The 25,338-nt window shown below is 60.8% G+C and carries 22 protein-coding genes; 10 read left to right on the forward strand and 12 right to left on the reverse strand.

Annotated elements, in window-relative coordinates; genetic code table 11:
- Positions 1 to 893, forward strand: an 893-nt coding sequence (gene tilS, locus AB5Y92_RS00735) for a tRNA lysidine(34) synthetase TilS (RefSeq protein ID WP_368225157.1), incomplete at its 5' end; no start/stop codon positions are given.
- A 90-nt stretch (positions 894 to 983) separates the two neighbouring features.
- Here the strand turns inward: tilS and AB5Y92_RS00740 are convergent.
- Positions 984 to 1,886, reverse strand: a complete 903-nt coding sequence (locus AB5Y92_RS00740) for a GGDEF domain-containing protein (RefSeq protein ID WP_064337057.1) — start codon at positions 1,884 to 1,886, stop codon at positions 984 to 986.
- Between the two features lie 118 nt (positions 1,887 to 2,004).
- On the opposite strand from AB5Y92_RS00740, the gene AB5Y92_RS00745 reads away from it, so the two are divergent.
- Positions 2,005 to 3,957: a cation:proton antiporter gene (locus AB5Y92_RS00745; RefSeq protein ID WP_368225159.1), complete on the forward strand. Its 1,953-nt coding sequence runs from the start codon at positions 2,005 to 2,007 to the stop codon at positions 3,955 to 3,957.
- A gap of 28 nt (positions 3,958 to 3,985) precedes the next feature.
- Here the strand turns inward: AB5Y92_RS00745 and AB5Y92_RS00750 are convergent, their stop codons facing one another.
- The 4 genes from AB5Y92_RS00750 to AB5Y92_RS00765 form a co-directional block, all read right to left on the reverse strand.
- Positions 3,986 to 5,131, reverse strand: coding sequence for a patatin-like phospholipase family protein (locus AB5Y92_RS00750; RefSeq protein WP_005347843.1), 1,146 nt, complete (start codon positions 5,129 to 5,131; stop codon positions 3,986 to 3,988).
- A 112-nt stretch (positions 5,132 to 5,243) separates the two neighbouring features.
- Positions 5,244 to 6,122 carry an alpha/beta hydrolase gene (locus AB5Y92_RS00755; protein ID WP_201986958.1) on the reverse strand — a complete coding sequence of 293 codons (879 nt, stop codon included), beginning with the start codon at positions 6,120 to 6,122 and terminating at the stop codon, positions 5,244 to 5,246.
- 81 nt (positions 6,123 to 6,203) lie between these two features.
- Positions 6,204 to 6,800, reverse strand: a complete 597-nt coding sequence (locus AB5Y92_RS00760; RefSeq protein WP_368225160.1) for a TetR/AcrR family transcriptional regulator — start codon at positions 6,798 to 6,800, stop codon at positions 6,204 to 6,206.
- A gap of 113 nt (positions 6,801 to 6,913) precedes the next feature.
- Entirely contained in the window at positions 6,914 to 7,558 is a 645-nt protein-coding gene (locus tag AB5Y92_RS00765) for a response regulator transcription factor (protein ID WP_076492859.1), read from the reverse strand.
- A gap of 170 nt (positions 7,559 to 7,728) precedes the next feature.
- Here AB5Y92_RS00765 and AB5Y92_RS00770 point away from each other — a divergent pair, with 170 nt between their 5' ends.
- Positions 7,729 to 8,355: a glutathione S-transferase gene (locus AB5Y92_RS00770; RefSeq protein WP_201986954.1), complete on the forward strand. Its 627-nt coding sequence runs from the start codon at positions 7,729 to 7,731 to the stop codon at positions 8,353 to 8,355.
- A 75-nt stretch (positions 8,356 to 8,430) separates the two neighbouring features.
- Here AB5Y92_RS00770 and AB5Y92_RS00775 read toward each other — a convergent pair whose 3' ends face one another.
- The 5 genes from AB5Y92_RS00775 to AB5Y92_RS00795 all read right to left on the reverse strand — a co-directional run bounded on the left by AB5Y92_RS00775 (position 8,431) and on the right by AB5Y92_RS00795 (position 13,924).
- Positions 8,431 to 10,542: an alpha-amylase gene (locus AB5Y92_RS00775; RefSeq protein WP_164537493.1), complete on the reverse strand. Its 2,112-nt coding sequence runs from the start codon at positions 10,540 to 10,542 to the stop codon at positions 8,431 to 8,433.
- 227 nt (positions 10,543 to 10,769) lie between these two features.
- The gene (locus AB5Y92_RS00780; protein ID WP_005338464.1) at positions 10,770 to 11,936 is read right to left on the reverse strand and encodes a hypothetical protein; all 1,167 of its coding nucleotides are present in this window, start codon (positions 11,934 to 11,936) and stop codon (positions 10,770 to 10,772) included.
- Positions 11,936 to 12,307, reverse strand: coding sequence for a GtrA family protein (locus AB5Y92_RS00785; RefSeq protein ID WP_005338463.1), 372 nt, complete (start codon positions 12,305 to 12,307; stop codon positions 11,936 to 11,938). The genes AB5Y92_RS00780 and AB5Y92_RS00785 overlap by 1 nt, the downstream gene beginning before the upstream one ends.
- Positions 12,304 to 13,323 carry a glycosyltransferase family 2 protein gene (locus AB5Y92_RS00790; protein ID WP_139410023.1) on the reverse strand — a complete coding sequence of 340 codons (1,020 nt, stop codon included), beginning with the start codon at positions 13,321 to 13,323 and terminating at the stop codon, positions 12,304 to 12,306. The genes AB5Y92_RS00785 and AB5Y92_RS00790 overlap by 4 nt, the downstream gene beginning before the upstream one ends.
- 55 nt (positions 13,324 to 13,378) lie before the next feature.
- Positions 13,379 to 13,924 (reverse strand): hypothetical protein, encoded by a 546-nt coding sequence (locus tag AB5Y92_RS00795; RefSeq protein ID WP_041202288.1) that lies wholly within the window; start codon positions 13,922 to 13,924, stop codon positions 13,379 to 13,381.
- A gap of 316 nt (positions 13,925 to 14,240) precedes the next feature.
- Here AB5Y92_RS00795 and AB5Y92_RS00800 point away from each other — a divergent pair, with 316 nt between their 5' ends.
- The 4 genes from AB5Y92_RS00800 to AB5Y92_RS00815 all read left to right on the forward strand — a co-directional run bounded on the left by AB5Y92_RS00800 (position 14,241) and on the right by AB5Y92_RS00815 (position 17,591).
- Positions 14,241 to 15,005 (forward strand): ABC transporter substrate-binding protein, encoded by a 765-nt coding sequence (locus AB5Y92_RS00800; RefSeq protein ID WP_201986952.1) that lies wholly within the window; start codon positions 14,241 to 14,243, stop codon positions 15,003 to 15,005.
- A 92-nt stretch (positions 15,006 to 15,097) separates the two neighbouring features.
- The gene (locus AB5Y92_RS00805) at positions 15,098 to 16,582 is read left to right on the forward strand and encodes a murein L,D-transpeptidase (protein ID WP_201986950.1); all 1,485 of its coding nucleotides are present in this window, start codon (positions 15,098 to 15,100) and stop codon (positions 16,580 to 16,582) included.
- A gap of 164 nt (positions 16,583 to 16,746) precedes the next feature.
- Positions 16,747 to 17,292 (forward strand): DUF882 domain-containing protein, encoded by a 546-nt coding sequence (locus tag AB5Y92_RS00810; RefSeq protein WP_005338458.1) that lies wholly within the window; start codon positions 16,747 to 16,749, stop codon positions 17,290 to 17,292.
- A gap of 47 nt (positions 17,293 to 17,339) precedes the next feature.
- Positions 17,340 to 17,591, forward strand: coding sequence for a hypothetical protein (locus AB5Y92_RS00815; RefSeq protein WP_005338457.1), 252 nt, complete (start codon positions 17,340 to 17,342; stop codon positions 17,589 to 17,591).
- Between the two features lie 85 nt (positions 17,592 to 17,676).
- Here AB5Y92_RS00815 and AB5Y92_RS00820 read toward each other — a convergent pair whose 3' ends face one another.
- Together AB5Y92_RS00820 and cysZ are read right to left on the reverse strand one after the other, a co-directional pair.
- Complete coding sequence (locus tag AB5Y92_RS00820) at positions 17,677 to 18,291, reverse strand: trimeric intracellular cation channel family protein (protein ID WP_005338456.1); 615 nt, start codon at positions 18,289 to 18,291, stop codon at positions 17,677 to 17,679.
- A 146-nt stretch (positions 18,292 to 18,437) separates the two neighbouring features.
- Positions 18,438 to 19,202 (reverse strand): sulfate transporter CysZ, encoded by a 765-nt coding sequence (gene cysZ / locus AB5Y92_RS00825; RefSeq protein WP_005338455.1) that lies wholly within the window; start codon positions 19,200 to 19,202, stop codon positions 18,438 to 18,440.
- Positions 19,203 to 19,415: 213 nt separating this feature from the next.
- On the opposite strand from cysZ, the gene AB5Y92_RS00830 reads away from it, so the two are divergent.
- The 3 genes from AB5Y92_RS00830 to ligA all read left to right on the forward strand — a co-directional run bounded on the left by AB5Y92_RS00830 (position 19,416) and on the right by ligA (position 25,277).
- A complete protein-coding gene (locus tag AB5Y92_RS00830) occupies positions 19,416 to 22,790 on the forward strand; it encodes an AAA family ATPase (protein WP_368225163.1) in 3,375 nt (1,124 codons plus the stop codon).
- A gap of 15 nt (positions 22,791 to 22,805) precedes the next feature.
- Entirely contained in the window at positions 22,806 to 23,975 is a 1,170-nt protein-coding gene (zipA, locus tag AB5Y92_RS00835) for a cell division protein ZipA (protein ID WP_040066671.1), read from the forward strand.
- A 99-nt stretch (positions 23,976 to 24,074) separates the two neighbouring features.
- Positions 24,075 to 25,277, forward strand: coding sequence for an NAD-dependent DNA ligase LigA (ligA, locus tag AB5Y92_RS00840; protein WP_368225165.1), 1,203 nt, complete (start codon positions 24,075 to 24,077; stop codon positions 25,275 to 25,277).
- Positions 25,278 to 25,338: the final 61 nt, after the last annotated feature.

Here is a 25,338-nt window from a genome sequence, read left to right on the forward strand (position 1 = left end):
GCCTGTTGCTGCGGCCGCTGCTCGATATGAGTCGCGCCGAGCTGGCCGAGGCGGCGGCGAGTCTCCCCTTTGGCTGGGTGGAGGATGAGAGCAATCAGGATGTGAGCTATGACCGCAACTTTTTGCGCCAGACGCTTATCCCCCAGCTCAAGGCGCGCTGGCCCGCCATGGCCCAGACTGCGGCGCGCAGCATGGCCCTGTGCGCCGAGCAGGAGGCGCTGCTGGACGAACTGGCAGAGAGTGACTGGCAGCTGGCGGGCGAGGGGGAGGCGCTCCATATCGGCCCGCTGCACGCCCTTTCACCCACCCGGCGCAATAACCTGCTGCGCTACTGGATCCGCCGTCAGGGGGGGGAGATGCCATCCCGCGAGCAGCTTGCCCGGCTCTGGCAGGAGGTGGCGTTGGCGCGCGGCGATGCCAATCCCCAGCTCAACTGGGGTCGCCAGAGCTGCCGCCGTTTTCAGGAGCGGCTCTATCTGGTGAGCCCTGACCTGCAACCTTGCCATCAGGTGTTGCCGCTGACCGTGGGTGAGCCGCTGACCCTGCCGGACGGGTTGGGCGAGCTGGTGGTGCGTATGGCGGAGCACGGCGAGGATCTGCTGCGTTCCCCCCGAGCGGACGAGCCGCTCTCGGTGCGTTTTCAGGTAGCGCCCGGGATCCCCCTCAAACCGGTGGGGCGAAGCGGTAGTCGGCGGATGAAGAAGCTGCTGCAGGAGTATGGCGTGCCTTCGTGGCAGCGGGGGCGCATCCCCATCCTCTACTATGGCGAGCAGGTGGCGGCGGTGGTGGGGCTCTTTGTCTGCGACGGTTTTATGGCGCAGGGGGCCGGGCTGGTCTGTCGCTGGCAGGGGAGCGGTGCAGCCCCGGTTCTGCCCGAGCAGGATCTTGCCTGAGGGTGATCTCGGTGTGAGGGGGGATTAGCCCCAAAAAAAGAAGCTCCGGTCACATGGCTCGCATGTGCCGGAGCAAAGAAGAGTTCGGGATTATTCGTTAGGACTGGCCTTACCGGCTTTCTTGCGGGCGTAGAGGTGGCTGTCGGCCGCCTCGTAGAGGCTTGGCACATCGACCCCGGATTGCCAGCTGGCGGCGCCAAGGCTGCATCCGACCGAGAAGGTGCTGAGCTCCTTGTTGGTCATCAGCATGTGCTGCAGTCGCAGCCAGACCGGGCGCCACGCCTCGGGTTCGGCCGGTTGCAGCAGCAGGGCAAATTCATCTCCCCCAAGCCGGAAGGCTTGATCCGTGCTGCGGATACACCCCTTGAGCAGCTGGGCGAAGCGACTCAGCACCAGATCCCCCACCGGATGGCCCCAGGTGTCATTGATCTGCTTGAAGCGATCGAGATCCAGCAGCACCAGCACCAGACCGTGAGGCTCGCGGCTGTGCTGCTCGATGGCGCGGCCAATGGCTTCGTCAAAGTAGGAGCGGTTGCCAAGGCCGGTCAGGTGATCGAGCCTGACCAGCTGATCCAGTTTTTCCAGCCGCAGATAGAGGGGCAGCAGCAGGCAGAGCAGCTGATGGTATTGCATCAGTACCCGTTGCTGGCTGCCGCTCAGCGGATGTTCCAGCTCGTAGTGAAGCTGGCCGAGCAGCTGGCCATGCTGACCGCGCAGCTCGAACGGATAGTTGTGCAGATTGAGGGTGGCCAGCGGCGGGTGCTGGATCAGCACATGGGGCTGGCCACAATCGAGGTAGAGACTGTGGATCCTGACAATTCTTGCCGCACGATCGGCAAAAGTTGTCAGCAGACCGCCGAGATCGCTCTGCCCCAACAACTGCTCGAGCAACTGGTTGCGTTCAACGCTGGGCAACGGCGTGAGCCGCTCCATCTGGCGAACCCACTGCTCGATGCCATGGCTAAAGCCATTAAGTGACGACGTATTTTCCATGGTCTTCCACCTGTAACACCTGACTACTGTCTCCTCCCTGCAATTGGCATGCCCAATATATCTTTCCTGCCCGCCAGATCGGCTGACTAAGCTTAAGTCGATAAAAGGAGAGGAAAATTTGTACACCGACCTGTTGATCCTGCTGTTCGCCGCCGTCCTGCTGGTGGCAACTTTCCGGCGCCTCGGCTTGCCGGTCATCCTCGCCTACCTGATTGCCGGTGTGTCGCTCGGCCCCCACGGGCTGGCGGTGATCACCGGCCAGTCGATCATGCAGACCATTGCCGAGCTGGGGATCGTCTTTCTGATGTTCTCGCTGGGGCTGGAGTTCTCCCTGCCGAAATTGCTGGCGATGCGCCGGTTGGTGCTGGGGGTGGGGATGTTGCAGGTGCTGTTCACGTCACTGCTCTTCTTCGCCATCGGCTGGTGGTGGGGGCTGGGTCTGGCCCAGTCGCTGGTAGTGGCGGGAACGTTGGCACTCTCCTCGACGGCTGTGGTGATCAAGCAGCTCGGCGAGCAGAAGCAGCTCCATACCCGTCGCGCCCAGCTGGGGGTGAGCGTGCTGCTGTTTCAGGATCTGGCGGTGGTGCCCCTGCTGGTGATGATCCCTATTCTCGCCCAGCCGGAAGTGCAGGGGAGTGCGCTGGCCGCCGAGATCGCCTGGGCCACCCTCAAGGGGCTGTTTGCTCTATTCACCCTGTTGGCGGTGGGCAAGTGGTTGCTGCCGCTGCTGTTTCACGAGGTGGCGCGAGCCCGCTCCGACGAGTTGTTCGTGCTGAGTGCCCTGCTGGTGGCGCTGCTGGCTGCCTACATGACCCATTCACTCGGGCTGTCGATGGCGCTGGGGGCGTTTCTGGCGGGGATGATGCTGGGGGAGTCCCACTACCGTCATCAGCTGGAGGTAGACATCAAGCCCTTTCGCGATGTGCTGATGGGGCTCTTCTTTATCACCATCGGCATGGCCATGGAGTGGGAGCTGGTGGCGCGGGCATGGTGGCAGGTACTGATCTGCGTGGTGCTGCTGGTGCTGTGTAAATCCCTGCTGGTGCTGCTGGCCGGGCGGCTGATGGGGGAGCGAAAGCGCGACAGCATGGCCGCCGGCATCATGCTCAGTCAGGTGGGGGAGTTCGGCTTCGTGTTGCTGGCACTGGCACTGCACCACGGCCTGCTGGATCAGCAACTGGTCTCCCTGCTGATCGGCATCGGCATCATCTCCATCGCCATGACCCCCTGGCTGGTGACCCAGGCCCATTCGCTGGCTCGCAGTCTGACCGATCCGGCGCTGCTGACCCGCTCCGAAGTCGCCCAGTCGGGCCTGAGCAAAAACCAGCACGTCATCATTGCCGGGTTTGGCCGGGCGGGGCAGACCTGTGCCCGCTTTCTCAAGATCGAGGAGATCCCCTTCCTGGCCCTCGATCTCGACCCGGAGCGGGTGAGCGAGGCCAAGCTGGCGGGGGAGCAGGTGGCCTTCGGCGATGCCAGCCGCCGCGATATTCTGCTGGCCGCCGGGTTGTTGCGGGCGCGGCTGGTGATCATCACCTTCGATGATCGCAAGCGGGTGGAGGCTATGCTGGCACTGATCCGCGAATTGGCGGGGGATCTCAAGGTGCTGGTGCGTACCCGGGATGACAGTTTTCTGGAGCAGTACAAGCAGGCGGGGGCGTTTGAGGTGATCCCCGAATCCCAGGAGGGGGCTCTGATGCTGGTCTCCCACCTGCTGCTCAACTGCGATATTCCCATTGGCCGGGTGATCCGCCGGATGGAGCTCGAGCGCAGCAGCCAATATCGCTTCCTGCACGGCTTCTACTGGGGGGATCAGAGCGCCAGCAATCTGGAAGCGGATCAGCTGCTCGAACGCCTCCATCCGCTTTTGCTGCACGATCAGGCGTGGGCGGTAGGCCGTGAAGTGCGCGAGTTGCCGCTTGATGAGGTGCGGATCAAGGAGGTGCATCGCGGGGCTCAGAGCCTGGAACCCAGACCCGAGCTGGTGCTGGCGGCTGGCGATCGACTGATCCTGTTTGGTACCGTGGTGGCGATGGAGCAGGCGGAGCAGCGTTTGCTGGAGGGGCGCTGAGTCCCCTTGCACTCATCGGCCGCCCCCTTTACTCCCGCTCTTTTGGTAGCCCTTCGATATCGAGGAAGGCGACGACCCGCTCCCGCTCCCTCAGGGTGTCCTGATAGCCCAGCTTGATCAGCTGCTGGCAATAACCCGGATAGAACATCAAAAAGCTGGCCAGACTGCTGGTCTCATCCCCCTTCACGCCCAGCACCCGCAACAGGCGGCGCAATTTTAGCGGCAGTTTGCGCAGGTAGGCCAGTGCGATGGTGTCGAGATCTTGACTCGGTTTTAGCACGCAGGTCTCCACCCGTTTCAGCTTGAGGCGGTTGCGTTCCCGCTCTGGGATCAGATCCAGAGTCTGGTTGATGCGCCACAGCCGCTCCAGATCGGAGTTGAGGGTGTCGGTAAAGACGGTATCGAGCAGATGGCTGGCGATATTGGAGCTGGTGAGATGGCCGTGATGATGGGTTGGCGCCGAGTGGGCAGGCGGATCCAGGGTGATCAGCAGGATCCGCTCCGCACCCAGATGGATGGCGGGGCTGAGCGGGCTCAGCTGGTGGATGGAACCGTCGCCGTAGAACTTCTCGCCGATCCGGGTGGCTGGAAAGACGAAGGGGAGCGCCGAGGAGGCGAGCAGATGCTCAGATGTAAGCACGGTGCGTACCCCGCGCCGTCTGGCCCGCTCCCAAGGATGGTGGTCGGCCCGCCCCTGAAAGAAGGTGGTGGAGAGGCCGTCATCGTAATCCGATGCCGTGATGGCCAGCGCCTCCAGACTGCCGTAGAGGATGTTGTCATCGATGCGGTGATAGTCGATGAGTTGATCCAGCAGGCGGTGCAGCGGCGCGTTGTCAAAGAGGTGAAAGGCGTGGTTGGTGTGGGGATTGATCAGCCCCGCCGACCCTTCGTACATCAGCCGCCACAGCAGTCGGCCGGGGTGAAAATCGAAGATGTGGTGAGTTTCGAAACGGCGCCAGACCCACTCCAGCTTGCGCACCCCCAGATGGAAGCAGGAGGCGTAGCAGGCGAGCGCAGTGACATTGATGGCCCCCGCCGAGGTGCCACACAGGATGGGAAAAGGGATGCCGAGATTGCGCGGGTAGAGCTCCGCAATCGCCTTGAGGGCGCCGACCTGATAGGCGGCGCGAGCACCGCCACCGGTGAGCAACAACGCTGTATTGGGTCTGGCCATATGCTGGCGCCTTATTGTGTGCTGACAAGAATGTTCCCACTGACAAGTTAACTATAAGGCGCTGTATCAAATATAAAAACGGGCGCTCGCCCGTTTTTTTCATGGCCCCATGTCAAAGGGCGCGGTGAGGATTTTCCGGCCGAGCCAGCTGATCGAAGGCGGCGAATACCGGGGCGCTGGCGAGGATACGACCGTGGCCCAGACCCCGGGTGCTCACCAGCCGGGTATGACCATCCTGACTGGCCCGCAAGGAATCGCCGTGCGGGGCAAACCTGTCCTCCTCGTCGTGCACTATCATCGCCGCGCCGCTGCGACTGGCGAGGCGACCCAGCGGATCGACCGTGCTCAAGGGGTGCTGGTACTCCTGCTCAATCTCCTTGACCACCGCATCGAACAGCCGGATGGAGTAGCCGGAGCGTGCCACCATGCCGTAGAGCTGGGGCACATAGTCGAGCACCGGCGAAATCAACAGCAGCGGCAGGGTATCGATACCCGGCTGACGGCTGGAGAGAGTGACGGCGCCTCCCATGCTGTGGGCGATGACCCCGTGCAGCGGGCCTGCTTCGCTGGCCAGCTTGGTCGCCAGCTCGTCGAAGGCGCGCACGAAACGTGGCAGGTGACCAGTGTTGCCCGCGCTCTGGCCGTGGGCCGGATGATCGTAGGCAATGGCGGTGAAACCCTGCGCGGCGATATGGCTCATCAGCGGATAGAACTGGCTGGCGCTGCCGGACCAGCCGTGCATCAGCAGCCACAGCGGCCCCTGACCGAGCCGATAGCTCATCAATACCCCTTCGCTGGTATGGACGGCCTGCTTCACCAGACCGGCAGGCTCGTGGTCATCCCGCTGGTTGCGCTGGGGGGTGAGCAACAACTTGCTGGCGGTACGCTTGGCATGGGTAGGGGCGAGTCTGTGGTGCAACCGGGTGCCGATCCCCAGCAGCCATTTGCTCGGGCTGAAGCGGCGGGTGTTGAAGTAGATCTTGCTGCTCATGGTCATCCTGTGGTTTTTATGTGCGAACGGTCGTGCTTTTTGTTGGTTTTTAAAAATTCGTGTTGAACGGATGCCAAAACATCAGCGCCAGCTGCTCAGCAGAGCGTCCACCTCGGGCCAGAAGTGGCGGGCCGGATCCTGACACAGTTCGAGATCGTTGAACACCTGATCCGCCAGATAGAGGCCATAGAGACGGTAAACGGCGCGCCAGGGATCCATCTCCTGTCGCCACTCGCCTGCGGCCTGACCCTGCACTACCTGACGGGCCAGATAGTCGAGCCAGAAGCGCACCAGTTGCCGGGCAGCTTGCTGCACCAGGCTCTTTTGCTCATGGCCATCCTGCGCCGAGGTCCAGGCGTCGAGGAACATGCAGCGTCCGGCGAAGCAGTGGTTCCACGCCTGCCAGGCCCGCAGCAGGGCGATCAGCTTGTCATGCTGGCTCTGGTGCTCCTGCTGGCGTACCGGCTGGATCACCCGCAGCCGGAACACCTCGGCGGCGTACTCCAGCACGGCGATCTGCAGATTGTCGCGGGATTGAAAGTGGGCAAACAGGCCGCTTTTCGACATCTCGCAGGCGCTGGCCAGCGAGCCGATGGTCAGGCTCTCCAGCCCTTGATGGCTCGCCTGCTCAAAGGCAGTCTGCAAAATGGTTTCCCGGGTCAGGCGCCCTTTGCTCATCACTCTCTCCTCGTTGGCGCTGGCAGCATAAAGTACGATCGTGCTAATTGTCGAGCAACAAATAGCCAGCATGGCTGGCTATGTCGTCTCCCGCGTGTCACTGCGCGCGGGGTTCAGCTCTCCTTGATATCGAGCTGTTGCAGAGCGATAACCGCCTGAGTGCGGTTCTTGACGCCCAGTTTTCTGAAGATGGCGGTGATATGGGCCTTGATGGTGGCCTCGGAGACGTTGAGCTCCCAGGCGATCTGTTTGTTGAGGCTGCCGTCGCGCAGCATGATCAGCACCTTGTACTGCTGGGGGGTGAGGCTGGCCAGCTTGCTGGCGAAATCAGGGCCATCTTCCGATTCGGGATGGAGCGAGATGCCTTCCGGCACCCAGTTATCCCCCCCGATCACCGTATTGAGGGCGTTGACCAGCTCCTTCATCGGCACCGACTTGGGAATAAAGCCGAGCGCTCCGAGCCGCAGCACCTGCTGGATGATGGCCGCATCTTCCGAGGCGGAGACCACCACGATGGGAAGGTCGGGATACTGGCCGCGCAGGTGGGCCAGCCCCTCGAAGCCGTTGGCGCCCGGCATCTTGAGATCGAGCAGCAACAGGTCAACTTCGGGGTGCTCGCCGAGCAGGTTGGTCAGGCTGTCGATGGAGTCCGCTTCCAGCAATTGAGCGTCGTTGATGGCCATGTGCACCGCTTGGTAAAGGGCGCCCCGAAACAGGGGGTGGTCATCTGCGATGACGATGGTAAATTGGCTGTCCATATTTCGGTTAATGGCTCACATTGTTGCTAACTGATTGTTTTGAAAAATCAAACTAGCATCGCTCACCAAGAGGGTCAAACCCGCCGGTGCGCAAATGTGAAGCGACCATCGGATGTTTTGTCATCAGGGCAGATCGGCCGGTCGCAGGCAACTCATGCAGGAGGCAACAGATGGGATCCTTGGTATTGGCGGTGGGCACCGGCTCCACCTGGGCGATGCGGGCGGCACTGGTGCTCGCCATGAGCGGGCTGACGTGGCAGGAGCAGGTGTTTGATCTGGAGGATGCCAAGTCGCTGGCCCGGCTCAAGCGGCTGGCACCGGCCGGTCTGGTGCCCTGGCTCGAACACGATGGCGTGCGGGTTCACGACTCGCTGGCCATCGCCGAATATGTTCACGAGCTCTGTCCTGACCGCCAGCTCTATCCGGTTTCGCTGGCCGAGCGGGCACTGGCTCGCAGTCTCTGCGCCGAGTTGCACGCGGGATTTCGGCAGGTCCGTTCTCTGCTCCCCTTCTTTCTTGGGGCGCCAACCCGTATCGATCCCCCGGTGGAGACGGTCGGTGAGCTGGCCCGTTTGCAGGAGATCTGGTCGCAGGCGCGGGGCCCCTTCTACTTTGGCGAGGCGGGCATTGTCGATGCCTTCTATGCCGTGATGGCCTATCGACTGGCCAGCTACGGCATCCTGTTGCCCGGTCAGGCCGGAGCCTATCAGCAGGCGCTGCTGGCCTGGCCCCTGTGGCAAGAGATGTTGGTCAAAGCTCGCCTGCAGTGGCCGGTGGCAGCGCGCCAGTCACAGTGAACCGTGGCAGATAGATAAACGAAAGAGGGGAGCCAGTGGCTCCCCTCTCTGTTGCTGGTGAATGTGGCTCAAGAGCTACTTCTGCCGACCGGCAAAGACCACCACCACCTTGTCATCCCCCTTCTCCCGCACGAAGGCGTAGGGAGCATCCGAGAGTTTCTGGTGGCTGCCTGCCGCAATGGCCGGATGGGCGGCGCGGAACTGGCCCAGTTGCTGCCAGTGCTTGACCAACTCGGCCTTGTCGCCGCTGGCAAGCTCCTGCCAGTTCATGTCCGAGCGCAGCGCCTGATCGAACACCCCGCCATCTTTGGCCAGCCCGCGGCCGGACTCGTCGCCGTAGTAGAGCTGGATGCCGCCCGGCAGCAGCATAAAGCTGTTGGCGACCCGGCGCTGTAGCGGCACATCCTGATAGTCGCCAAAGAACAGCTTGGTGTCGTGGGAGCTGATGTAGCTCAACACGTTGAACTCGGGATCCTGATTGATGCGGCTGGCGTAGCTGGCATAGGTGGGCTCGGCGCTGGCCATGCACTGGGCCTGTGACAGTGCGAACTCGCGCTGATAGTCGAAGTTGATCAGGGAATCGAAACCGTTCTGATACCAGAAATCCTTGGCGACCCCGTGATCCCACACCTCTCCCACCATATAGAAGGGCAGATCGTCGAGGGCCTTGCCCGGGTTCGCAGTCTTCCACTCCTTGAGCGCAGCGGTGCCCGCCTGCTTGAGCTTGGCCCACACTTCGGGCTCCAGATGCTTGACGGTGTCGGCGCGGAAGCCGTCGATGCCAAAGCGGCGCACCCAGTCGGTGTGCCAGGCGATCAGGTAGTCGCTCACGGTAGCGTCGGGCAGCGCCTTGGCGAGGGTATCCTTTTTCGCGGCCAGCAACGGCGGCAGCCCTACCGGTTTGGTCGATTCGGTCAGAAAGTCGGGCAGCCCCGCCACCGAGCCGGTGACATCGTCGGTGCCTGGCTGCGGGTAGCCGGGCAGACCGGCGCGCACCCAGTCACCACTCCACCACTTGTTCCACGCGGGTGATTGATAGTCGATGAACTGGTTGTAACCATGCCAGTTGAGGCCACCGCTCGGGCGCCACTGGTTCCAGACGGTCGGCAGTTTGCTGCTGTTCTGAGTCAGCTCGGTGAGCCCCAGATCTTGCAGATCGGCGAGGGTGGCGTAACCAGCGTGGTTCATCACCACGTCGAGGATGATCCGCATGCCGCGCTTGTGGGCCTCGTCCACCAGGGTTTTCAGGCTCTCTTCATCGCCGTAGTTGGGGTCAATCTTGGTGAAGTCGAGCGCCCAATATCCGTGGTAGGCGTAGAAAGGGAAGTTGCCCTGCTCGCCACCGCCAATGAAGCCGTGAACCTGCTCCACCATGGGGGTGATCCAGATGGCGTTCATGCCGAGGCTCTTGATGTAGTCGAGCTTCTCGGTCAGCCCCTTGAAGTCACCGCCATGCCAAGTGGCTACCTCATCCTGACCATCCTTCTGGCGGCCGAAGCTGTTGTCGTTGGCGGGGTCGCCGTTGTTGAAGCGGTCGGTCAGCAGGAAATAGACGCTCGCCTGATCCCAGTTGAACGGTGCTGGCTTGGCTGCCTTGACCGGTTCGAGCAGCAGCAGGCCGCCGCTCTCTTTACTCGGGGTAAGGGTCAGTTTGCCCTGTTTGACCACCGCCTCTTGTTTTGAGTAGGCATCCCTCAGTCGGGTACCGTCTGGCCAGACCCCTTTCAGGGATACAGTGACAGGGCCGCCATCCCAGCTGATGCAGGGCTCTTCTGGTGGCTGGCGCTTGAACTCGCTCTTCTTGGTCGCCCGTAGCACCTTGAGGCTGGGGGTATCCGGGTTGAAGGTGAACTGATACTCCCCGGCCAGCATCACCCGCAGGGTAAAGCTCTGATCCTTGCTGCATTTGTCCATGGGCTGGGCGGTGCCGAAGGGGAGCGGCTTGCTCTCGCTCGGGCCAAAGCTGGTGCCGCAACTGTTGCCTGCGTCGCTGATGCGGATCTGGTGGCTCCCCTTGGCAAGGGGATGGGTCAGCTCCACCGTACCCTTGTCCAGCGCGATCGGGGTCGCGACCGGCTGACCATCCACATAGAGATGAACCTCGGGGGCAGCCATCGCCTGTTGGGTGAACAGAGGGGCGGCCAGCAGGGCGAGCCAGAGAGGGGATAAGTGATGAGCACGACGCATAAGCCATTCCTTGAGCAGGGCAGTTCGGACAAGGGCCCATTCTAGGAGCAGCAAAGCGCGCCTTGGATCGGCAAAATGCCGATTTGTGACATCAGTTCAAATGGTTACGTTTTCAAGCCGAGGAAAGTGTGACGGAGAGGAGAGGGACGCTCTGTCGATAAAAATAGCGGCCATAAAAAATGCCGGTCAGGTGACCGGCATTTGGTGTATCAGGCATCGTCGTCACATCAGACGGTGAAGAACTTGAAGTTGACGAAGGCCACCGCGATGAAGGAGGCCACCATGCCGCTGATGCAGAGCACCGCCGGGCGGATTGCTGGCCAGCGATGGGTCAGCAGAATGATGGCCAGCAGGGTCGGGTAGAGCCCGAACATATAGCGTGGCATGGCGTTGAGGCCGGTCATCAGCGGGATGGTGCAGCAGATGAACATCAGGGTCGCTTCGGCCCAGCGCTTCTGGCTGAACAGGTAACCGTTCAGGCACCAGCCGAAGATCACCATGATGGAGAGGTAAGCCTTGCGGCCGCCCAGCTCGAAACCGCTCAGCCACCAGTCCAGCGGGCTGTCCATGTAGCGACCCCAGGCCACCTGAATGTGCTTGAAGGCGAAGGCATCGCCGGTCAGGTGATAGAGGTAGACCATGTAGGCAAACAGGCCAAACGGGATCATCCAGAGGGTGAACACCACCTTGAAAGCGCGCTCGGTAAAGCGGAAAAATTCCCGCCAGCCGTAAGCCTGTAGCGCCAGGATCAGTACCGGGAAGACCATCATCACCCCCAGGTTGCGGGTGGCGGAGATACAGACCCCCAGCACGGCCACCATCAGCCACTGCTCCCGATAGGCGAACAGGAACATCCCAAGCATCAGTGCCATAAAGGTCGACTCGGTATAACCGGAGACGAAGTAGGCTGAGAAGGGGGAGAAGGCGAGCAGCCAGACGCCGAAGCGGGCGGTATCGTCCCCCAGCTTGAGCTGACGCAACACCAGCAGCATCAGCGGCAGGCTGGCGAAGAAGGAGATATTGGTAACAATGATGAGGCCGATCAGGCTCTCGACATTGAACAGGTTGGAGATGGCACCGGAGACCATCGGATAGAGCGGCATAAAGGCCCAGTTGGCCGCATTGCCCTTGCTCAGCCAGCGCGGGTAGAGATCGTAGCCGTTTTCGATAATGCGCTGGAACCAGACGCAGTCGAACTGGCAATAGGCCTGCAGCGGGCCGATGTCGGGGGAGCCATAGAGCTGGACACCGAAGTAGCCCATGCCATACAGCGCCACCCGGCTCAGCATGAAGGCAGCGATGATCATCAGCCAGTCACGACCGCTGATGCGCAGTGACGGGCGATAGGGGAGTGCAGCCCCGGTTAGTGGGGCAGTATTGGTCATATCATTCATCAGGCAAAAACCCAGACGCGAGAGAGAACGTAAGTGAGGACGGTAACGGTCAGGGTGGCGATGACCACCGGCAGCAGACCGGAGAGCCCCGCAAACAGCAGGCCGCTCAGGATCAGGTTACGCACCGCCAGCGAGAAGAGGGCGACCAGCAGAAACTTGCTGGCGGCTCCCTGCTTCTGGAAGGTGATGTAGCGGTGACCAAAGAAGGAGAACCAGAATGCGATGGCAAAAGCCAGCGTGGTAACCAGGTGCTCCGAGATGGTGGGCCAGGTATGAAACAGTGCGATGGAGGTGCCAAGGTCGACGAGGGTAGCCCCCCCGCCGACAAAACCGAAACGTACCAGCCGCCAGAATTCCTCGCGGGAGATCATTGAGGCGCTTGCTCCTGCTGCTCTTGCGGGTTGCTGTCAGCGCTCTGCGGTTTGCCCGCATCCTGCTTGGCATACTGGCCATAGACCCCTTCAATGAGGTAGACCGGGCGCTGTTTCACTTCCACGAACATGCGGCCGATGTACTCGCCGATGATGCCGAGCGACAGCAGCTGGATACCGCCGAGGAACAGCACTACAGACATCAGGGAGGCGTAACCGGGCACGTCGATGCCGAAGAAGATCACCTGGGTGATGATTTTCAGGATATAGAGGAAGGCAACCAGCGAGACGCTGACCCCCACATAGCTCCAGACCCGCAGCGGCCAGCTGGAGAAGCTGAGCAGACCGTCGAGGGCGAAGTTCCACAGTTTCCAGTAGTTGAACTTGGTTTCACCGGCGTGACGGGCCGGGCGCTCGTATGGGACGCCAACGGCACGGAAACCGGCCCAGGCAAACAGACCTTTCATGAAGCGGTTGCGCTCCGGCAGCAGCTTGATCGCCTCGACCACGCGACGGTCGATCAGGCGGAAGTCACCGGCGTTCTCCGGCAGCTTGGTGCTGGTGGAGAGGGCGTTGAAGAAGCGGTAGAAGCCACCGGCAGTCAGGCGCTTCATCGGGGTATCGGCGCTGCGATCGACGCGGATACCGTAGACGGTGTCATAGTCACCGGTCTGCCACAGTTTGACGAACTCCAGGATCAGGGCGGGCGGGTCTTGCAGATCCACGTCCATCGGCACGATGGCATCCCCTTTGGCCTGATGCAGACCGGCGGTCAGGGCCGCCTCTTTACCGAAGTTGCGTGCCAGGTTGACCAGGGTCACGCGCGGATCGCGGGCGATGGCCTGCTCGACCACTTCACGGGTGCGGTCACGGCTGCCATCGTTGACGAATACAATTTCAAGCTGGTCTTTCAGCGGGGCCAGTTCGTTGTCTATCGCGTTGATGAAGGCATCGATGCTCTCTTCCTCGTTGTAAACGGGAACGACCAGAGAGAGTCGAAAATCTGGATGCGACATAAGAACGTCCTTATTTGGGATAGTTGTTTTTATAAAATGGTATTCGGGGCAAGGATCACTGGGCTACGGTCAAACGTACCGACTGCACATTGATGGGAGTAGGTGCCGAGAGCGCCAGAAAATTGGGGCGCTTGGGATCTGCCGTGAGCGAGTCGCCGGGCAGACTGAGGCGGATTTCGTTTATGCCCGCTTTGGCCAGTTTCACCGTGGTGGTGAAGTCGTGACCCAGCGCCACTTTCAACAGGGCACCGGCTTCCGGGCTGTTGATGCGGGCCTGTACGGTAAGCTGATCCGGATTGGCCGCCTGCTTGGGCAGCACAAAGTAGAGACCGCCCTGACCGCTAAGCAAGGTACCTTCGTCGCTCGGCTTCTTGGCCCAGCCTTCGCTGGAGAGGAAGCGGCTCGGTTTGGTCAGATTGAGCTCGTTACCCGGTTGGTAGGTCATGCTGGAGTTGTGTTCCCAGAAGCGGGTCTTGCCTTCCAGATAATAGAGTTTGTAGGCCAGGCTCACGTTGGGGTGAGCAGCCAGATAGAGGGTGTAAAGATAAAAACCGCTTAACGCCAGAATGGCAGTCAAAAAACCGAACTTTTTGTACGTCATATCACTCTCTATGCCTGACAGAAGGGGTAGGCCGATGTCGCGCATATGCTAATCCAATTGCAAAAAAAGCATAGTGGATCACAAAAAAATATTTGGTCACATATTAACCCCTTTTTACCCCTGTTCCAAACGTTGCTGTTTCCCGGTTAAACAGGTCTGGCGGGGCGCCGGTTGCCAATGGTGCTCCGGCAGGGCAATTGGCAAATAGACGTGCTTTGCTGCGTCATTTTCTAGCGGATGCGATAGTCATCTGGCCTCTATCGCCATTTTGCAGGGGGCGATTTATGATGGCTCACTTATTCGTCAAGGATGACATATGAAGTGGATCTCTTGCTGTCTGTTGCTTGGATTATGGGCGCCAATGGCATTGGCCAGGGCCCTGTGTCCCGAGCCTATTCAGGTCGGTTACGATAACTGGCCCCCTTACCATTATTACGAAGCCGATTCACCGCAAGAGGTGCGCGGTTATGCCGCCGAGGTGCTGACGGCTGTGCTCACTTCCATGCACTGCAAGGTCAACTATGTGGAGCTGCCCTGGAAGCGGGTACTGCACGAAATGGAGCATGGCGAGATAGACATGGCGATGGAGGCGAATATCAATGATGAGCGCGCCCGTTATGCCTGGTTTTCCGACTCCTACAACCCGGGGCGCACCTTGCTGTGGATCCGCAAGGGCAGCCACTATCCCGAACAGGATCTGACGAGCTGGCTGGCCAGTGGTTACTCCCTCGGCGTTACCAAAGAGTACTTCTATGGTGAGGAAGTGATGTCGCTGCTCGCTCGCTATGCCAAACAGGTGAGTGCGGTGAGCGACCAGCAAAATTTTGAGAAGCTGGCCCGCGGCCGGATCGACGGTTTCCTCGGTGACATGCTGGCTACCCCCAGCGCCCTTAACAAGGAGGGGATGAGCGGTCTGTTCACCAGTCACCCCATGGTGGTATCCGAATCGCCGAGCTTCTTTATGTTGGGCAAGCGCAGCTTTTCGCCGCAGTTCTTGCAACAATTCAATCAGGCGTTGGCGCGGTTCAAGGAGACAGATGCGTATGACATTATCTGGCAGCGTTATTCCCCCGGGCGCTAGTAAAGTATTGGCCGTTCACGCATCATGAGCGGCCTGAGCATCGGGTCTGCTTGTCAGGCCCGACAGAGTGAACAAACCGTTTTGAGGTATCCATGGGGATGAAGTATTGGCTGGCCCTTGCCAATCTGGTGTGGCTGGGATGTTTGCCCGCTGGCGCGGTACATGCGACCGAAGCACAAGTCGTGGTGGCGGCCAGTGAAACCGGACACGACTGGTATCAGGGCAGTCAGGCCGAACAGGCCCGTGTCGAGCTGGAGCAGCAGTTGCAAGAGGCTGTGCTGGCCCAGCTGCACCCCGATTTTTTCACGCTGTGGAAGCGCCTGCAGGCCACTCCTGCAGACAAGCGTGGCGCCATCTATGACGACATTTTTACCAAGCTGAGTCGTTTCCAGCACGCCTGGCGGGGGATGGATCTGGTCTCGCGCGAGCAGATGAAGACCCTCAAGCTCGATTTGAACCGCCCTGTGGTGACCCAGCCCAGCGATGATGACCTGCTCACCCAGGTGAAATCCCTGCGCCCTCAGGTGGCGGAATACGAGGCGGTGCGGGCCAAAGTGCACAAACTGCTGGCAATGCCGATGGCCAGCAAGTGGCCGACCCTCGATATGCCGACCCTGCGTGCCGGAGAGAGCGCCGCCGAGCTCGGCCAAATCCGCGCCATGCTCAACGAGCTGGGCGACAGCGCCCCGAGCCATGGTGATCAGATTTACGATGGTGATACCGAGCAGGCCATCAAGCAGTTCCAACGTCGTCATGGTCTCACCGCGGACGGCATCATCGGCCGTCAGACCCGCTCCTGGCTCAATACCGGCCCGCAAGTGCGCGCCAGCCTGCTGCTGCGTAACCTGTGGCGTCGCGATCTGGTGGATCAGCTCGCCGGTGGCCGCTACGTGCTGGTCAATATTCCCGACTACCGCCTGAGCGTGGTGGAGTCCGGCAACGAGGTGTTTACCAGCCGGGTCATCGTCGGCAAGGAGCAGCGGGCCACGCCCATTCTGGCCAGCGAAATTCGCTCCATCGTGCTCAATCCCTCCTGGCATGTGCCGCGCTCCATCCTGAGCAAGGACATCCTGCCCAAGCTGGGTCGCGATCCTGCCTATCTGAGTCGCGAGCAGTTCGAGGTGATCGACAGCGAGGGCAATCCGGTCCAGTTCACCGAAGAGGGGTGGCATCAGGCGCTGGCCGCCGGTTTCCCCTATCGCCTGCGGCAAAAGCCGGGGGATCACAATGCTCTGGGGCGCTACAAGTTCTACCTGCCCAACAATGACGCCATCTATCTGCACTCCACCCCGCGCAAGGCGCTGTTCGAGCAGGGGGCGCGCGCCTTCAGTTCGGGCTGCATCCGGGTGGAACATGCGGACGATCTGGCCGAGCTGTTGCTGGCAGATTCCCGCTATCAGCCGGACAAGGTGGCCAATATCCTCAAGGAGAGCCAGACCAAATGGTTGCCGCTCACCACGCCGATCCCGGTCTTTACCGTCTACTGGAGCAGCTGGATCGACGAATATGGTCGCCAGCAACTGCGCAATGACATCTACGGATTTGATCGGGTCAGCTTCCAGAGCCGCCTGCTGTGATCCCTGCCACAGAGTGAAAAGCCCGGCCTGTGTCGGGCTTTTCTATGGGCGATTGAGGTTTGACAGGGCCCCCCGCCGGAGGGTAGTTTCAAGCGCCTGTATCACATTCAATCAGTGATCTTATTCAACTATTTTCGCTTGAATCTGCGATGGACGAACCCCTTATGCTGGAACAAGAGATAAGTCGACGTCGCCTGTTGCTGGGAGCCGGTTGCCTGCTGGGCAGCTCGCTGATCTCCTTCCCTGCACTGGCCAGCCGCAGTACCACCGGGCGTGAACTCAGTTTCTTCAATCTCAATACTGGCGAGCGGGTGCGCGCGAGCTATTGGGAGAACGGCCACTATCTGAGCGACGGGTTGGCCGAGCTCAACCACATCTTCCGCGATTACCGGCGCAATGAAGTGTTCAACATCGACAAGAAGCTTTTTGATCAACTGTTTCTGTTGCAGCACAAGCTGGGTCGGCGCAGTGAAATTCAGCTGATCTCCGGCTATCGCGCCCCGGCAACCAATCGTCAGAAGCGCCACAAGAGCCGCGGCGTGGCCAAGCACAGCTACCACACCCTGGGGCAGGCAGTGGATGTGCGGATCCCCGGCGTACAGCTGGCCCATCTGCGCAAGGCGGCGCTCCAGCTCAAGGTGGGTGGGGTTGGTTACTATCCCCGTGATAACTTCGTTCACCTCGATACCGGCCCGGTGCGCAGCTGGTAAAGGGGTTGGCAAGCTGCCAAGCTCTTCCCACCAGAGAGGAGATAGCGATGAAAAAGATAGTGATTGGCGGCCTGATCGCCCTGTTGTTGACCGGTTGCAGCAAGCTCAACCGTGAAAATTACGACCAGTTGAAGATGGGGATGAGTTACGCCGAGGCCAGCACCATTCTGGGCAAGGCGGAGCGCTGTGACGATGCGCTGGGCACCACCAGCTGCCTCTGGGGCGGGGAAGGGAAGAACATCAAGATCCGCTTTATCGCCGACAAGGCGACCTTCTTCAGCTCGGAAGGGATTAACTGAGTCGCAGAACGTCCATGAAAAAAGCGCCACTCGGGCGCTTTTTTGTTGCTCGCAATCCAACCCGCTTCGCCAGAAGCTGGCGTACTCAGTGGGTCGCGTACTGGTAGTTGAAGGTAGGCAGACCCCACTTGAAGCGTACCGCCAGCAGCCGGAGCACAAAGCCGATCCCGATGGAACCGAACGCGGCCCAGTTGGTCGGCAAGCCCTGATCCAGCGCCAGACAGTAGAGGGCTGCGGTGATCAGCGAAATGGCTGCATAGAGCTCGCGACGAAATACCAGTGGAATCCGCTGGCAGAGCAGATCCCGCAGCACCCCGCCAAAGACCCCGGTCACTACCGCCATGATGCAGGCAATACCGGCGCCGTGGCCCATATCCAGCGCTCGGGCCGCACCGAAGATGGAGAAGACCACCAGTCCCAGGGCATCAAGGGCCATGAACAGCTTGCCGAGATAGCGCATCAGGGGGGCGGAGACCACACCTGCCATCGCGGCTGCGGCAACCAGTAGCACGTATTCCGGATGCTCAATCCAGAGCAGCGGATAGTGGCCGAGCAGCACATCGCGGATGGTGCCACCACCGATGGCCGTCGCCGAGGCGATGATCACCACACCAAACAGGTCCATCCGTCGCCGACCCGCGGCCAGCGCGCCGGTCATCCCTTCGGCCACCAGGCCCACCAAGAAGAGTGCATGTAACATGAGATATCCCAGGGAACGAGAAAGGCCAGAATCCTACCAACTCGTGTCATATGGGACAAGCTATCGAATGCATGCATTAATTTAATTCATGTTAAATGCGAAAAAGGCACCGTTTCGGGTGCCTTTTTCTAATCAATGTTCAAGGGTTAGCGCCCCAACTGCTCCTGCCGGTAGTGATCGACCCACATGGCGGTGGCACCACAGATGGCGACTGGCATCACGAAGAGGTTCACCACCGGAATGGCGGAGAAGAGGGTCACCAAAGCGCCGAAGCTGAGGCACTTGCCGCGGCGCTGCTTCAAGGCATCGCGCATGGTGATGAAGTCGATCTTGTGGTTGTCGAACGGATAATCCACATACTGGATCGCCATCATCCAGGCGCTGAACAGGAACCAGAGCACAGGCGCCAGGGTCTGGCCTACCACAGGGATTAGGAACAGGATTAGGCAGCCGATGGCCTTGGGCAGGTAATACTTCAGCTTGGTCCATTCGCGGCCAAAGGTGCGTGGCACATCCTTGACGATATCCAGCATGCCGCTGTCATTGGCTGGCTGGCCGGTGAGGATCTGCTCCACCTTCTCCGCCAGCAGGCCGTTGAAGGGAGCTGCTACCCAGTTGGCAACCGAGCTGAAGATAAAGGAGAAGACCACCAGGATGGTGATGAGGGCGATGGGCCACAGCAGGTAGTCCAGCCAGTCGAGCCAGGCGGGGATCTGCTGATGGAGCCAGGCGAACAGGCCGTCCAGTTGCAGCAACAGGGCATAGAAGGCCCCGGCAAACAGCACGAAGTTGACCAGCAGGGGGATCAGCACAAAGGTGCGGATGCCCGGTTGGCGAATGAGGGAAAAACCGCGCAGAAAGTAGTCAGCACCGCTGATTGAATCTTTGACCATATGGGGTGATTGGCTCATGTGAGCTCCATCTATGCATGGGAGAACTGCCAGCATATTACAAACAAGCCTTTGATTTGGTAAAGTCGCCGACTATTCCTTATTTCGTGCCGTGGCGACCAAAAATCGGGCATGAATGGGGATGATGCCTGCATATTACAAACAAAGCCGGGTCTGGATTTGGTAAAGTCACCTGCCCGCATCCTCTTTATTTAGCCACTGATACAGGTCGCCATGCGTCTGAAACTGATCAAACTCGCCGGCTTCAAGTCGTTCGTCGAGCCGACCCGCATCGAACTGTCGGCAGACATGACCGCCGTGGTGGGCCCCAATGGCTGTGGCAAATCCAACGTCATCGACGCGGTGCGCTGGGTGTTGGGGGAGAGCTCCGCTCGCCATCTGCGCGGCGAGAACATGACCGATGTCATCTTCAACGGCTCTATCAATCGCAGTGCGCACGGGCGCGCCTCGGTGGAGCTGGTGTTCGACAATCCCCACAACCGGGTGCCCGGCGAGTTCGGCCGCTTTACCGAGATCTCGGTGCGCCGCGAAGTGTTGCGTGACGGCTCCAACCACTATCAGATCAACGGCCAGAAGTGCCGCCGTAAGGATGTGACCGACCTCTTCCTCGGCACCGGTCTTGGCCCTCGAAGCTACGCCATCATCGAGCAGGGCACCGTCAGCCGACTGGTGGAGTCACGTCCGGCCGATCTCAAGCTCTTTATGGAAGAAGCCGCCGGGGTTTCCCGCTACAAGGAGCGGCGCCGCGAGACCGAGCAGCGCATTCGCCACACCCAGGAGAACCTGGAGCGCCTCGGCGATATTCGCGGCGAGCTGGGTTCGCGCCTTGACCACCTCAAAGCCCAGGCCGAAACGGCCGAGCGCTACAAACAGCTCAAGAGTCGTTCGCGCGCAGCTCGCGCCGAGCTGATTGGTTCCGAGTTGTGGGCGCTGGAGACGCGCCTGGGCGAGGCCAAAACCGAGTTGGCGCAGGCCGAGCAGGCGCTGGCGGCGCTCGATGCCAAGCGCACCGCAGATGAGGGGCGCCATGTCACCCTGTCGGTCGCCAGACAAGAGGCGCAAGCCGAGCAGGCGAGCCGTCAGCAACAGATTTTTCTCGGCGGGCAAGCCATCGCCCGCCTCGAACAACAGCAACTGCACCAGAGTGAACTGGGGCGCGACTGGCAGGCCCGTGCAGAGGCGCTCGGTGAGCGGCTCGATACCCGCAAGGCGCAGCTTGCCAGCCAGCAGGATCAACTGACCGAAGGGGTATTGCGCGCCGAGCAGGAGAGTGCGCGGCTGGAGCAGTGTGAGCAGTTGCTCACCGAGCAGCAGGAGGCCCGCCAGCAGGCCAGCGAGCAGCTGGAGCAGGCCCGCCTGCGCCAGCAGCAGTGGCAACAACAATTGGCCGGGTTGCAGGGACAGCTCAACCAGACTCGCACCCGGTTGGGTGGCCTGCAGGAGCTGCAAGCCAAGACCCGGCTGGCCCGCCTCAAACTGGAAGATGAACGCGCGGGCCCTCTCGGTACAGAGGCCGATGACCTACAACCGGCCCTCGATGCCCTGAGTGGTGAGCTGGAGCTGACGCGGGCGGCCAATGGCGAGCTGACCGAGCAGCTGGCGCAGGCGGTCGACGCCCATGAACAACTCAAGCAGCAGCATGGCCAGCAGTTGAGCCTGCAGCGGGAGTTGGAGGCGCGGCTGGCGACCCTAGATCAGATCCTCGGCGAACAGATGGAGGGGGCGACTCTGGCCGACCAGTTGCAGGTGGCCCCCGAGTGGGCACAGGCACTCGATAAAGTGCTGGGTCGCTGGCTCACCGCAACGCCGGCGGACGAGTGCGATCTGGCGCAAGAGGGGCTCTGGATTGGCCCGGCGCAACCGGCGGTTGCCGGTACGCTGGCGGCGCAACTGGGTGGTGAGCATACTCCTGCCTTCCTCAACGCCATCTGGCTGGTGGAGAGCCGGGAAGCCGCATTGGCCCGTCAGCCAAGCCTTGCGGCCGGTGAATCGGTACTGACTCCTGCTGGCGACTGGCTGGGGCCAAACTGGGCAGATCTGGGGCAGGGCGCGGCGCTCGGCACCATGGCGCTGCTCGGTGAGCGTGAGCGGTTGCATACCGAGCAGGATAAGGTTGCCGCGGGGCTGGCACAGCTGAGCGAGCAACTTGTGGCTGCCGATGCCTGGCGTTCCCAGCTTGCCAGTGCGCAGGAGTTGTCGCAGCGAACCTTGCGCGAGCAAGAGCAGAAATGGCAACAACTGCGCGAAGCCTGGAGTCTGCAACAGGGTCAGCGGCAGGAGCGGTTGCAGCGGCTCGGTCAGCTCGGCGAAGAGCTGATCCGGCTCGATCAGGAGCAGGCCGAAGAGGCAGAGCGACTGGCCAGCGCCCGTGAACAACTGGAACTCGATGAGGCACGCCTTGCCGAGTTGCAGGAGCAGGGGGAGCCGCTGACACAAGGGTTGCAGCTCGCTCAGGAGCTGCTGACCCGCAGCGAGCGGACGGTCGACGAGGCCCGTGCGCGCCGCGAGCAGCAACAAGCGACCTGCCAGCGTTTGCAACTGGAGTTGGGCAATCTGCGCCAACTCATTACCCTGGGCGAAGAGGAGTTGGCGAGGCTCGGCCTGGAGCTGGCCGGGCTGAAAGGGCCGGATAGCGAGGCCGTGCCGGATCTGGCGCCCCTGCTGGCTGAGCAGCGCAATCTGGAGGCGCAGCAGCTCGCCTGCCATCAACGGCTTGCGGAGCTGGAGCGCCAGCTCGGTGAGCTGGAACAGGCCAGAAGTGCCGATCACAAGCAGCTGGTGACGTTGCAAGAGAAGCTGGCAACCCTGCGCCTTGAGCGCGAACGCAACCTCACCCGTCGACAGGGGTTGCATGAGCAGTTCGAAGAGTTGGGGGTTCGACTGGTGGATCTCGATCAGGCGGTGCTGATCGCCGCTGATCGCAGCAAGCTGCGGCAGGAGATCCAGACCCTGGAGGCGCAAGTGGAGGCGCTCGGCGCCATCAACCTGGCGGCGCTGGAGGAGTACGAAGAGGCGAAAACCCGGGCAACCTATCTTGAAAATCAGTGTCAGGATCTCGAGCAAGCGCTGGAAACCTTGAGCCAAGCCATTAAAAGAATTGATAAAGAGACACAAATACGGTTCCGGGACACTTTCGATAAGGTCAACGAAGATTTAAAATCCCTGTTTCCAAAAGTGTTCGGTGGGGGCAGTGCCTGGCTTGAGCTCACCTCCGATGATCTTTTGGAGGCCGGAGTGAGCATCATGGCGAGACCTCCGGGTAAGAAGAATGCTACCATTGCCCTGCTTTCCGGGGGGGAGAAGGCGTTAACCGCGCTTGCGCTGGTTTTTGCCATCTTCAGACTCAACCCAGCACCTTTTTGTCTGCTGGATGAGGTGGATGCACCGCTCGATGAAGTGAACGTCGGTCGCTTCTGTTCTCTTGTCAAAGAGATGTCGAGCACAGTACAGTTCGTTTACATCAGTCATAATAAGGTCTCCATGGAGATGGCTGAGCAGCTGGTTGGCGTCACGATGCAAGAGCCCGGGGTTTCTCGCATTGTGTCGGTCGATATCGGTGAAGCCGTCGCTTTGGCTGAGCAAAACTAGAAAGAGAAGCAGCTAATGCAGGAATTGCGTTACATCTTGGTTGCCCTGGGCGGTATTGCTATTGCGGCATTGCTCATTCACGGGTTGTGGAGCAACAAAAAGAATCGTCAGGCACCGATCAAAGAGAAACCGATTGGACGGATGGACTCCAAGTCGCGGGATCGTGATAACGACGCCTTCGACAGCGATGGCATCGGCCAGGTACGTGTGGTCAGTGGTGGCCGTCGTGCCGAGCCCAAGCTGCGCAGTGAAGAGAGCCGCCAGCCGGAACTCGGTCGTCGCCCTGCCGTCCCCGCCTTTGATGATGAAGATGACGAGGACGATCTGCCGCCGCCCGTAGTGCGCAAGCCTGCTGCCCGCCCGGTTCCGCCCCCTCCTGTCTATGAAGAGGAGGAAGCGTTCGATGAGCCGCTGCCCGAGGAGATCGACGAGGCGCCCGCCGCGCCGGTGCGCAAACCTGCTCAGGTCAATCGTCGTACCCCGGTCTACCGTTCCCGTCCCCAGCGCGAGCCCATGATGCAGTCGCTGGATGACGAGCCGCTGGTCGAGCCCGCTTACGCGACCGCCCCGACTTTTGGTGCCCGTGCAGAGACAGTCCGTACCGCCGACACCGTTCGTGCCGAACCGGTGCGTGCTCCCGAGCCGGAATATCAGCCGCAGCCCCGCCATGTGGCTCCCGAGCCTGTTTATGAAGAGCCGGCCTATGTGGCACCTGCACCTGTGGTGGAAGAGCCGCGCATGGCGCCCCAGCCGGTCGAGAAGATCTGGCAGGATGTCTATGTCATCAACCTGATGGGCCGTCCGGGTCACGACTTGCAAGGTGCAACCCTGCTCTCATCCCTGATGGCGCTGGGCTTCAAGTTTGGCGAGATGGATATTTTCCACCGTCACGAAGATCCCAACGGCAAGGGTGAAGTGCTCTTCTCCATGATCAACATGGTCAAGCCGGGTACCTTTAACCCGTACCGGATGGAGCAGTTCACCACGCCGGGTGTCTCCCTGTTCATGCAGTTGCCGCTGCGCAGCAATGCCGCGTTTGCCTTCGAGGACATGCTGCAGGCTGCCGATCAGCTGGCCAGCGATCTCGATGCCATGCTGACCGATATGGATCGCAGCCCGCTGAGCGACGAGACCATTGCCCGTTACCGTCACGAGCTGGCTGCCTACGAGGCCAGTCGCGACTAATACGCCATACGGGTCGAGTGAAGAAAAAGTGCGGTACCCTGGTACCGCATTTTTGTTTCTACCCCGGCCGTATGTTCAATCACACTTCGAGACTTTTTCATGAGCGATATCCTCTCCCGCCACCGTCAATTGTGTGAACTGCTTACCGAATATGGTCACCAGTACTATGTGCTGGATAACCCCACAGTGCCGGATGCCGAATACGATCGCCTGATGCGCGAACTGATTGCGCTGGAAGCCGAGCATCCCGAGCTGAAAACCCCGGCTTCCCCGAGCGTGCGGGTCGGAGGCCAGCCGCTGACGGCGTTCAGTCAGGTGCGCCACGAGATCCCCATGCTGAGTCTGGATAACGTCTTTAGCAGCGAAGAGCTGCTGGCCTTTGAACAGCGCATGAGCGATCGCCTCAAGCGTGAAGTGCGTTTCGAGTTCTGCTGCGAGCCCAAGCTTGATGGCCTGGCGGTGAGCCTGCTCTATGTAAATGGTCAGCTGGTGCAGGCTGCGACCCGGGGCGATGGCGCTACCGGTGAGGAGATCACCGAGAACGTGCGTACCATCAAGGCCATTCCGCTCGCATTGCGGGGCTCTGGTTGGCCCGAGCGGCTTGAGGTGCGTGGCGAAGTCTTTATGCCCAAGGCCGGTTTCGAGGCCATGAATGCCAAGGCACTGGCAGCAGGCGAGAAGGTGTTCGTCAACCCTCGTAACGCCGCCGCCGGCAGCCTGCGTCAGCTCGATTCACGTATCACTGCCAGCCGTCCCCTGAGCTTTTACGCCTACGGCGTCGGTGTCGGCGGCGAGCAACTCGGTGGCTCTCACTTCGGTCGTCTCAATCAGCTCAAAGAGTGGGGGCTGCCGCTCAGTCCAGAGGTGAAACTCAAAGAGGGGGCTGCCGGTTGTCAGGCGTTCCACGACGACATTCTGGCCCGCCGTGGCGAGCTCCCTTATGAGATCGACGGCGTGGTCTACAAGGTGGATGCTATCGCTCTGCAAGAGGAGCTCGGCTTTGTGGCCCGCGCCCCGCGCTGGGCGACCGCCCACAAGTTCCCGGCGCAGGAGGAGATGACAGAGCTCGAGAACGTCGAGTTTCAGGTTGGCCGTACCGGCGCCGTGACGCCGGTGGCCAAGCTTAAACCGGTGTTTGTCGGCGGCGTGACTGTCTCCAACGCCACCTTGCACAATGCTGACGAGATTGAGCGCCTCGGCGTGATGATTGGCGATACCGTGATCGTGCGCCGGGCAGGGGATGTGGGTGTCACCTTAGTAGCTGATGTTTCACATAGACAGCACCACGCTATACTGGTCTAGTCTTCATAGTCTCCACTCTTGAGAGCAAGAGTTGCATTTAGAGGCACATAATAAATTTTTG

The organism is Aeromonas sp. R1-1, assembly GCF_040908495.1.
Lineage (GTDB): Bacteria > Pseudomonadota > Gammaproteobacteria > Enterobacterales > Aeromonadaceae > Aeromonas > Aeromonas veronii.

What these genes read in the sequence shown, in the direction of transcription:
- AB5Y92_RS00790 (WP_139410023.1), bottom strand. Translation starts at nt 13,323, where the DNA reads ATGTCGCATCCAGATTTTCGACTCTCTCTGGTCGTTCCCGTTTACAAC.
- AB5Y92_RS00770 (WP_201986954.1), top strand. Translation starts at nt 7,729, where the DNA reads ATGGGATCCTTGGTATTGGCGGTGGGCACCGGCTCCACCTGGGCGATG.
- AB5Y92_RS00765 (WP_076492859.1), bottom strand. Translation starts at nt 7,558, where the DNA reads ATGGACAGCCAATTTACCATCGTCATCGCAGATGACCACCCCCTGTTT.
- AB5Y92_RS00805 (WP_201986950.1), top strand. Translation starts at nt 15,098, where the DNA reads ATGGGGATGAAGTATTGGCTGGCCCTTGCCAATCTGGTGTGGCTGGGA.
- AB5Y92_RS00785 (WP_005338463.1), bottom strand. Translation starts at nt 12,307, where the DNA reads ATGATCTCCCGCGAGGAATTCTGGCGGCTGGTACGTTTCGGTTTTGTC.
- AB5Y92_RS00755 (WP_201986958.1), bottom strand. Translation starts at nt 6,122, where the DNA reads ATGAGCAGCAAGATCTACTTCAACACCCGCCGCTTCAGCCCGAGCAAA.
- AB5Y92_RS00795 (WP_041202288.1), bottom strand. Translation starts at nt 13,924, where the DNA reads ATGACGTACAAAAAGTTCGGTTTTTTGACTGCCATTCTGGCGTTAAGC.
- AB5Y92_RS00810 (WP_005338458.1), top strand. Translation starts at nt 16,747, where the DNA reads ATGCTGGAACAAGAGATAAGTCGACGTCGCCTGTTGCTGGGAGCCGGT.
- AB5Y92_RS00775 (WP_164537493.1), bottom strand. Translation starts at nt 10,542, where the DNA reads ATGCGTCGTGCTCATCACTTATCCCCTCTCTGGCTCGCCCTGCTGGCC.
- zipA (WP_040066671.1), top strand. Translation starts at nt 22,806, where the DNA reads ATGCAGGAATTGCGTTACATCTTGGTTGCCCTGGGCGGTATTGCTATT.
- cysZ (WP_005338455.1), bottom strand. Translation starts at nt 19,202, where the DNA reads ATGAGCCAATCACCCCATATGGTCAAAGATTCAATCAGCGGTGCTGAC.
- AB5Y92_RS00815 (WP_005338457.1), top strand. Translation starts at nt 17,340, where the DNA reads ATGAAAAAGATAGTGATTGGCGGCCTGATCGCCCTGTTGTTGACCGGT.
- AB5Y92_RS00820 (WP_005338456.1), bottom strand. Translation starts at nt 18,291, where the DNA reads ATGTTACATGCACTCTTCTTGGTGGGCCTGGTGGCCGAAGGGATGACC.
- ligA (WP_368225165.1), top strand. Translation starts at nt 24,075, where the DNA reads ATGAGCGATATCCTCTCCCGCCACCGTCAATTGTGTGAACTGCTTACC.
- AB5Y92_RS00760 (WP_368225160.1), bottom strand. Translation starts at nt 6,800, where the DNA reads ATGAGCAAAGGGCGCCTGACCCGGGAAACCATTTTGCAGACTGCCTTT.
- AB5Y92_RS00780 (WP_005338464.1), bottom strand. Translation starts at nt 11,936, where the DNA reads ATGAATGATATGACCAATACTGCCCCACTAACCGGGGCTGCACTCCCC.
- AB5Y92_RS00740 (WP_064337057.1), bottom strand. Translation starts at nt 1,886, where the DNA reads ATGGAAAATACGTCGTCACTTAATGGCTTTAGCCATGGCATCGAGCAG.
- AB5Y92_RS00800 (WP_201986952.1), top strand. Translation starts at nt 14,241, where the DNA reads ATGAAGTGGATCTCTTGCTGTCTGTTGCTTGGATTATGGGCGCCAATG.
- AB5Y92_RS00750 (WP_005347843.1), bottom strand. Translation starts at nt 5,131, where the DNA reads ATGGCCAGACCCAATACAGCGTTGTTGCTCACCGGTGGCGGTGCTCGC.
- AB5Y92_RS00830 (WP_368225163.1), top strand. Translation starts at nt 19,416, where the DNA reads ATGCGTCTGAAACTGATCAAACTCGCCGGCTTCAAGTCGTTCGTCGAG.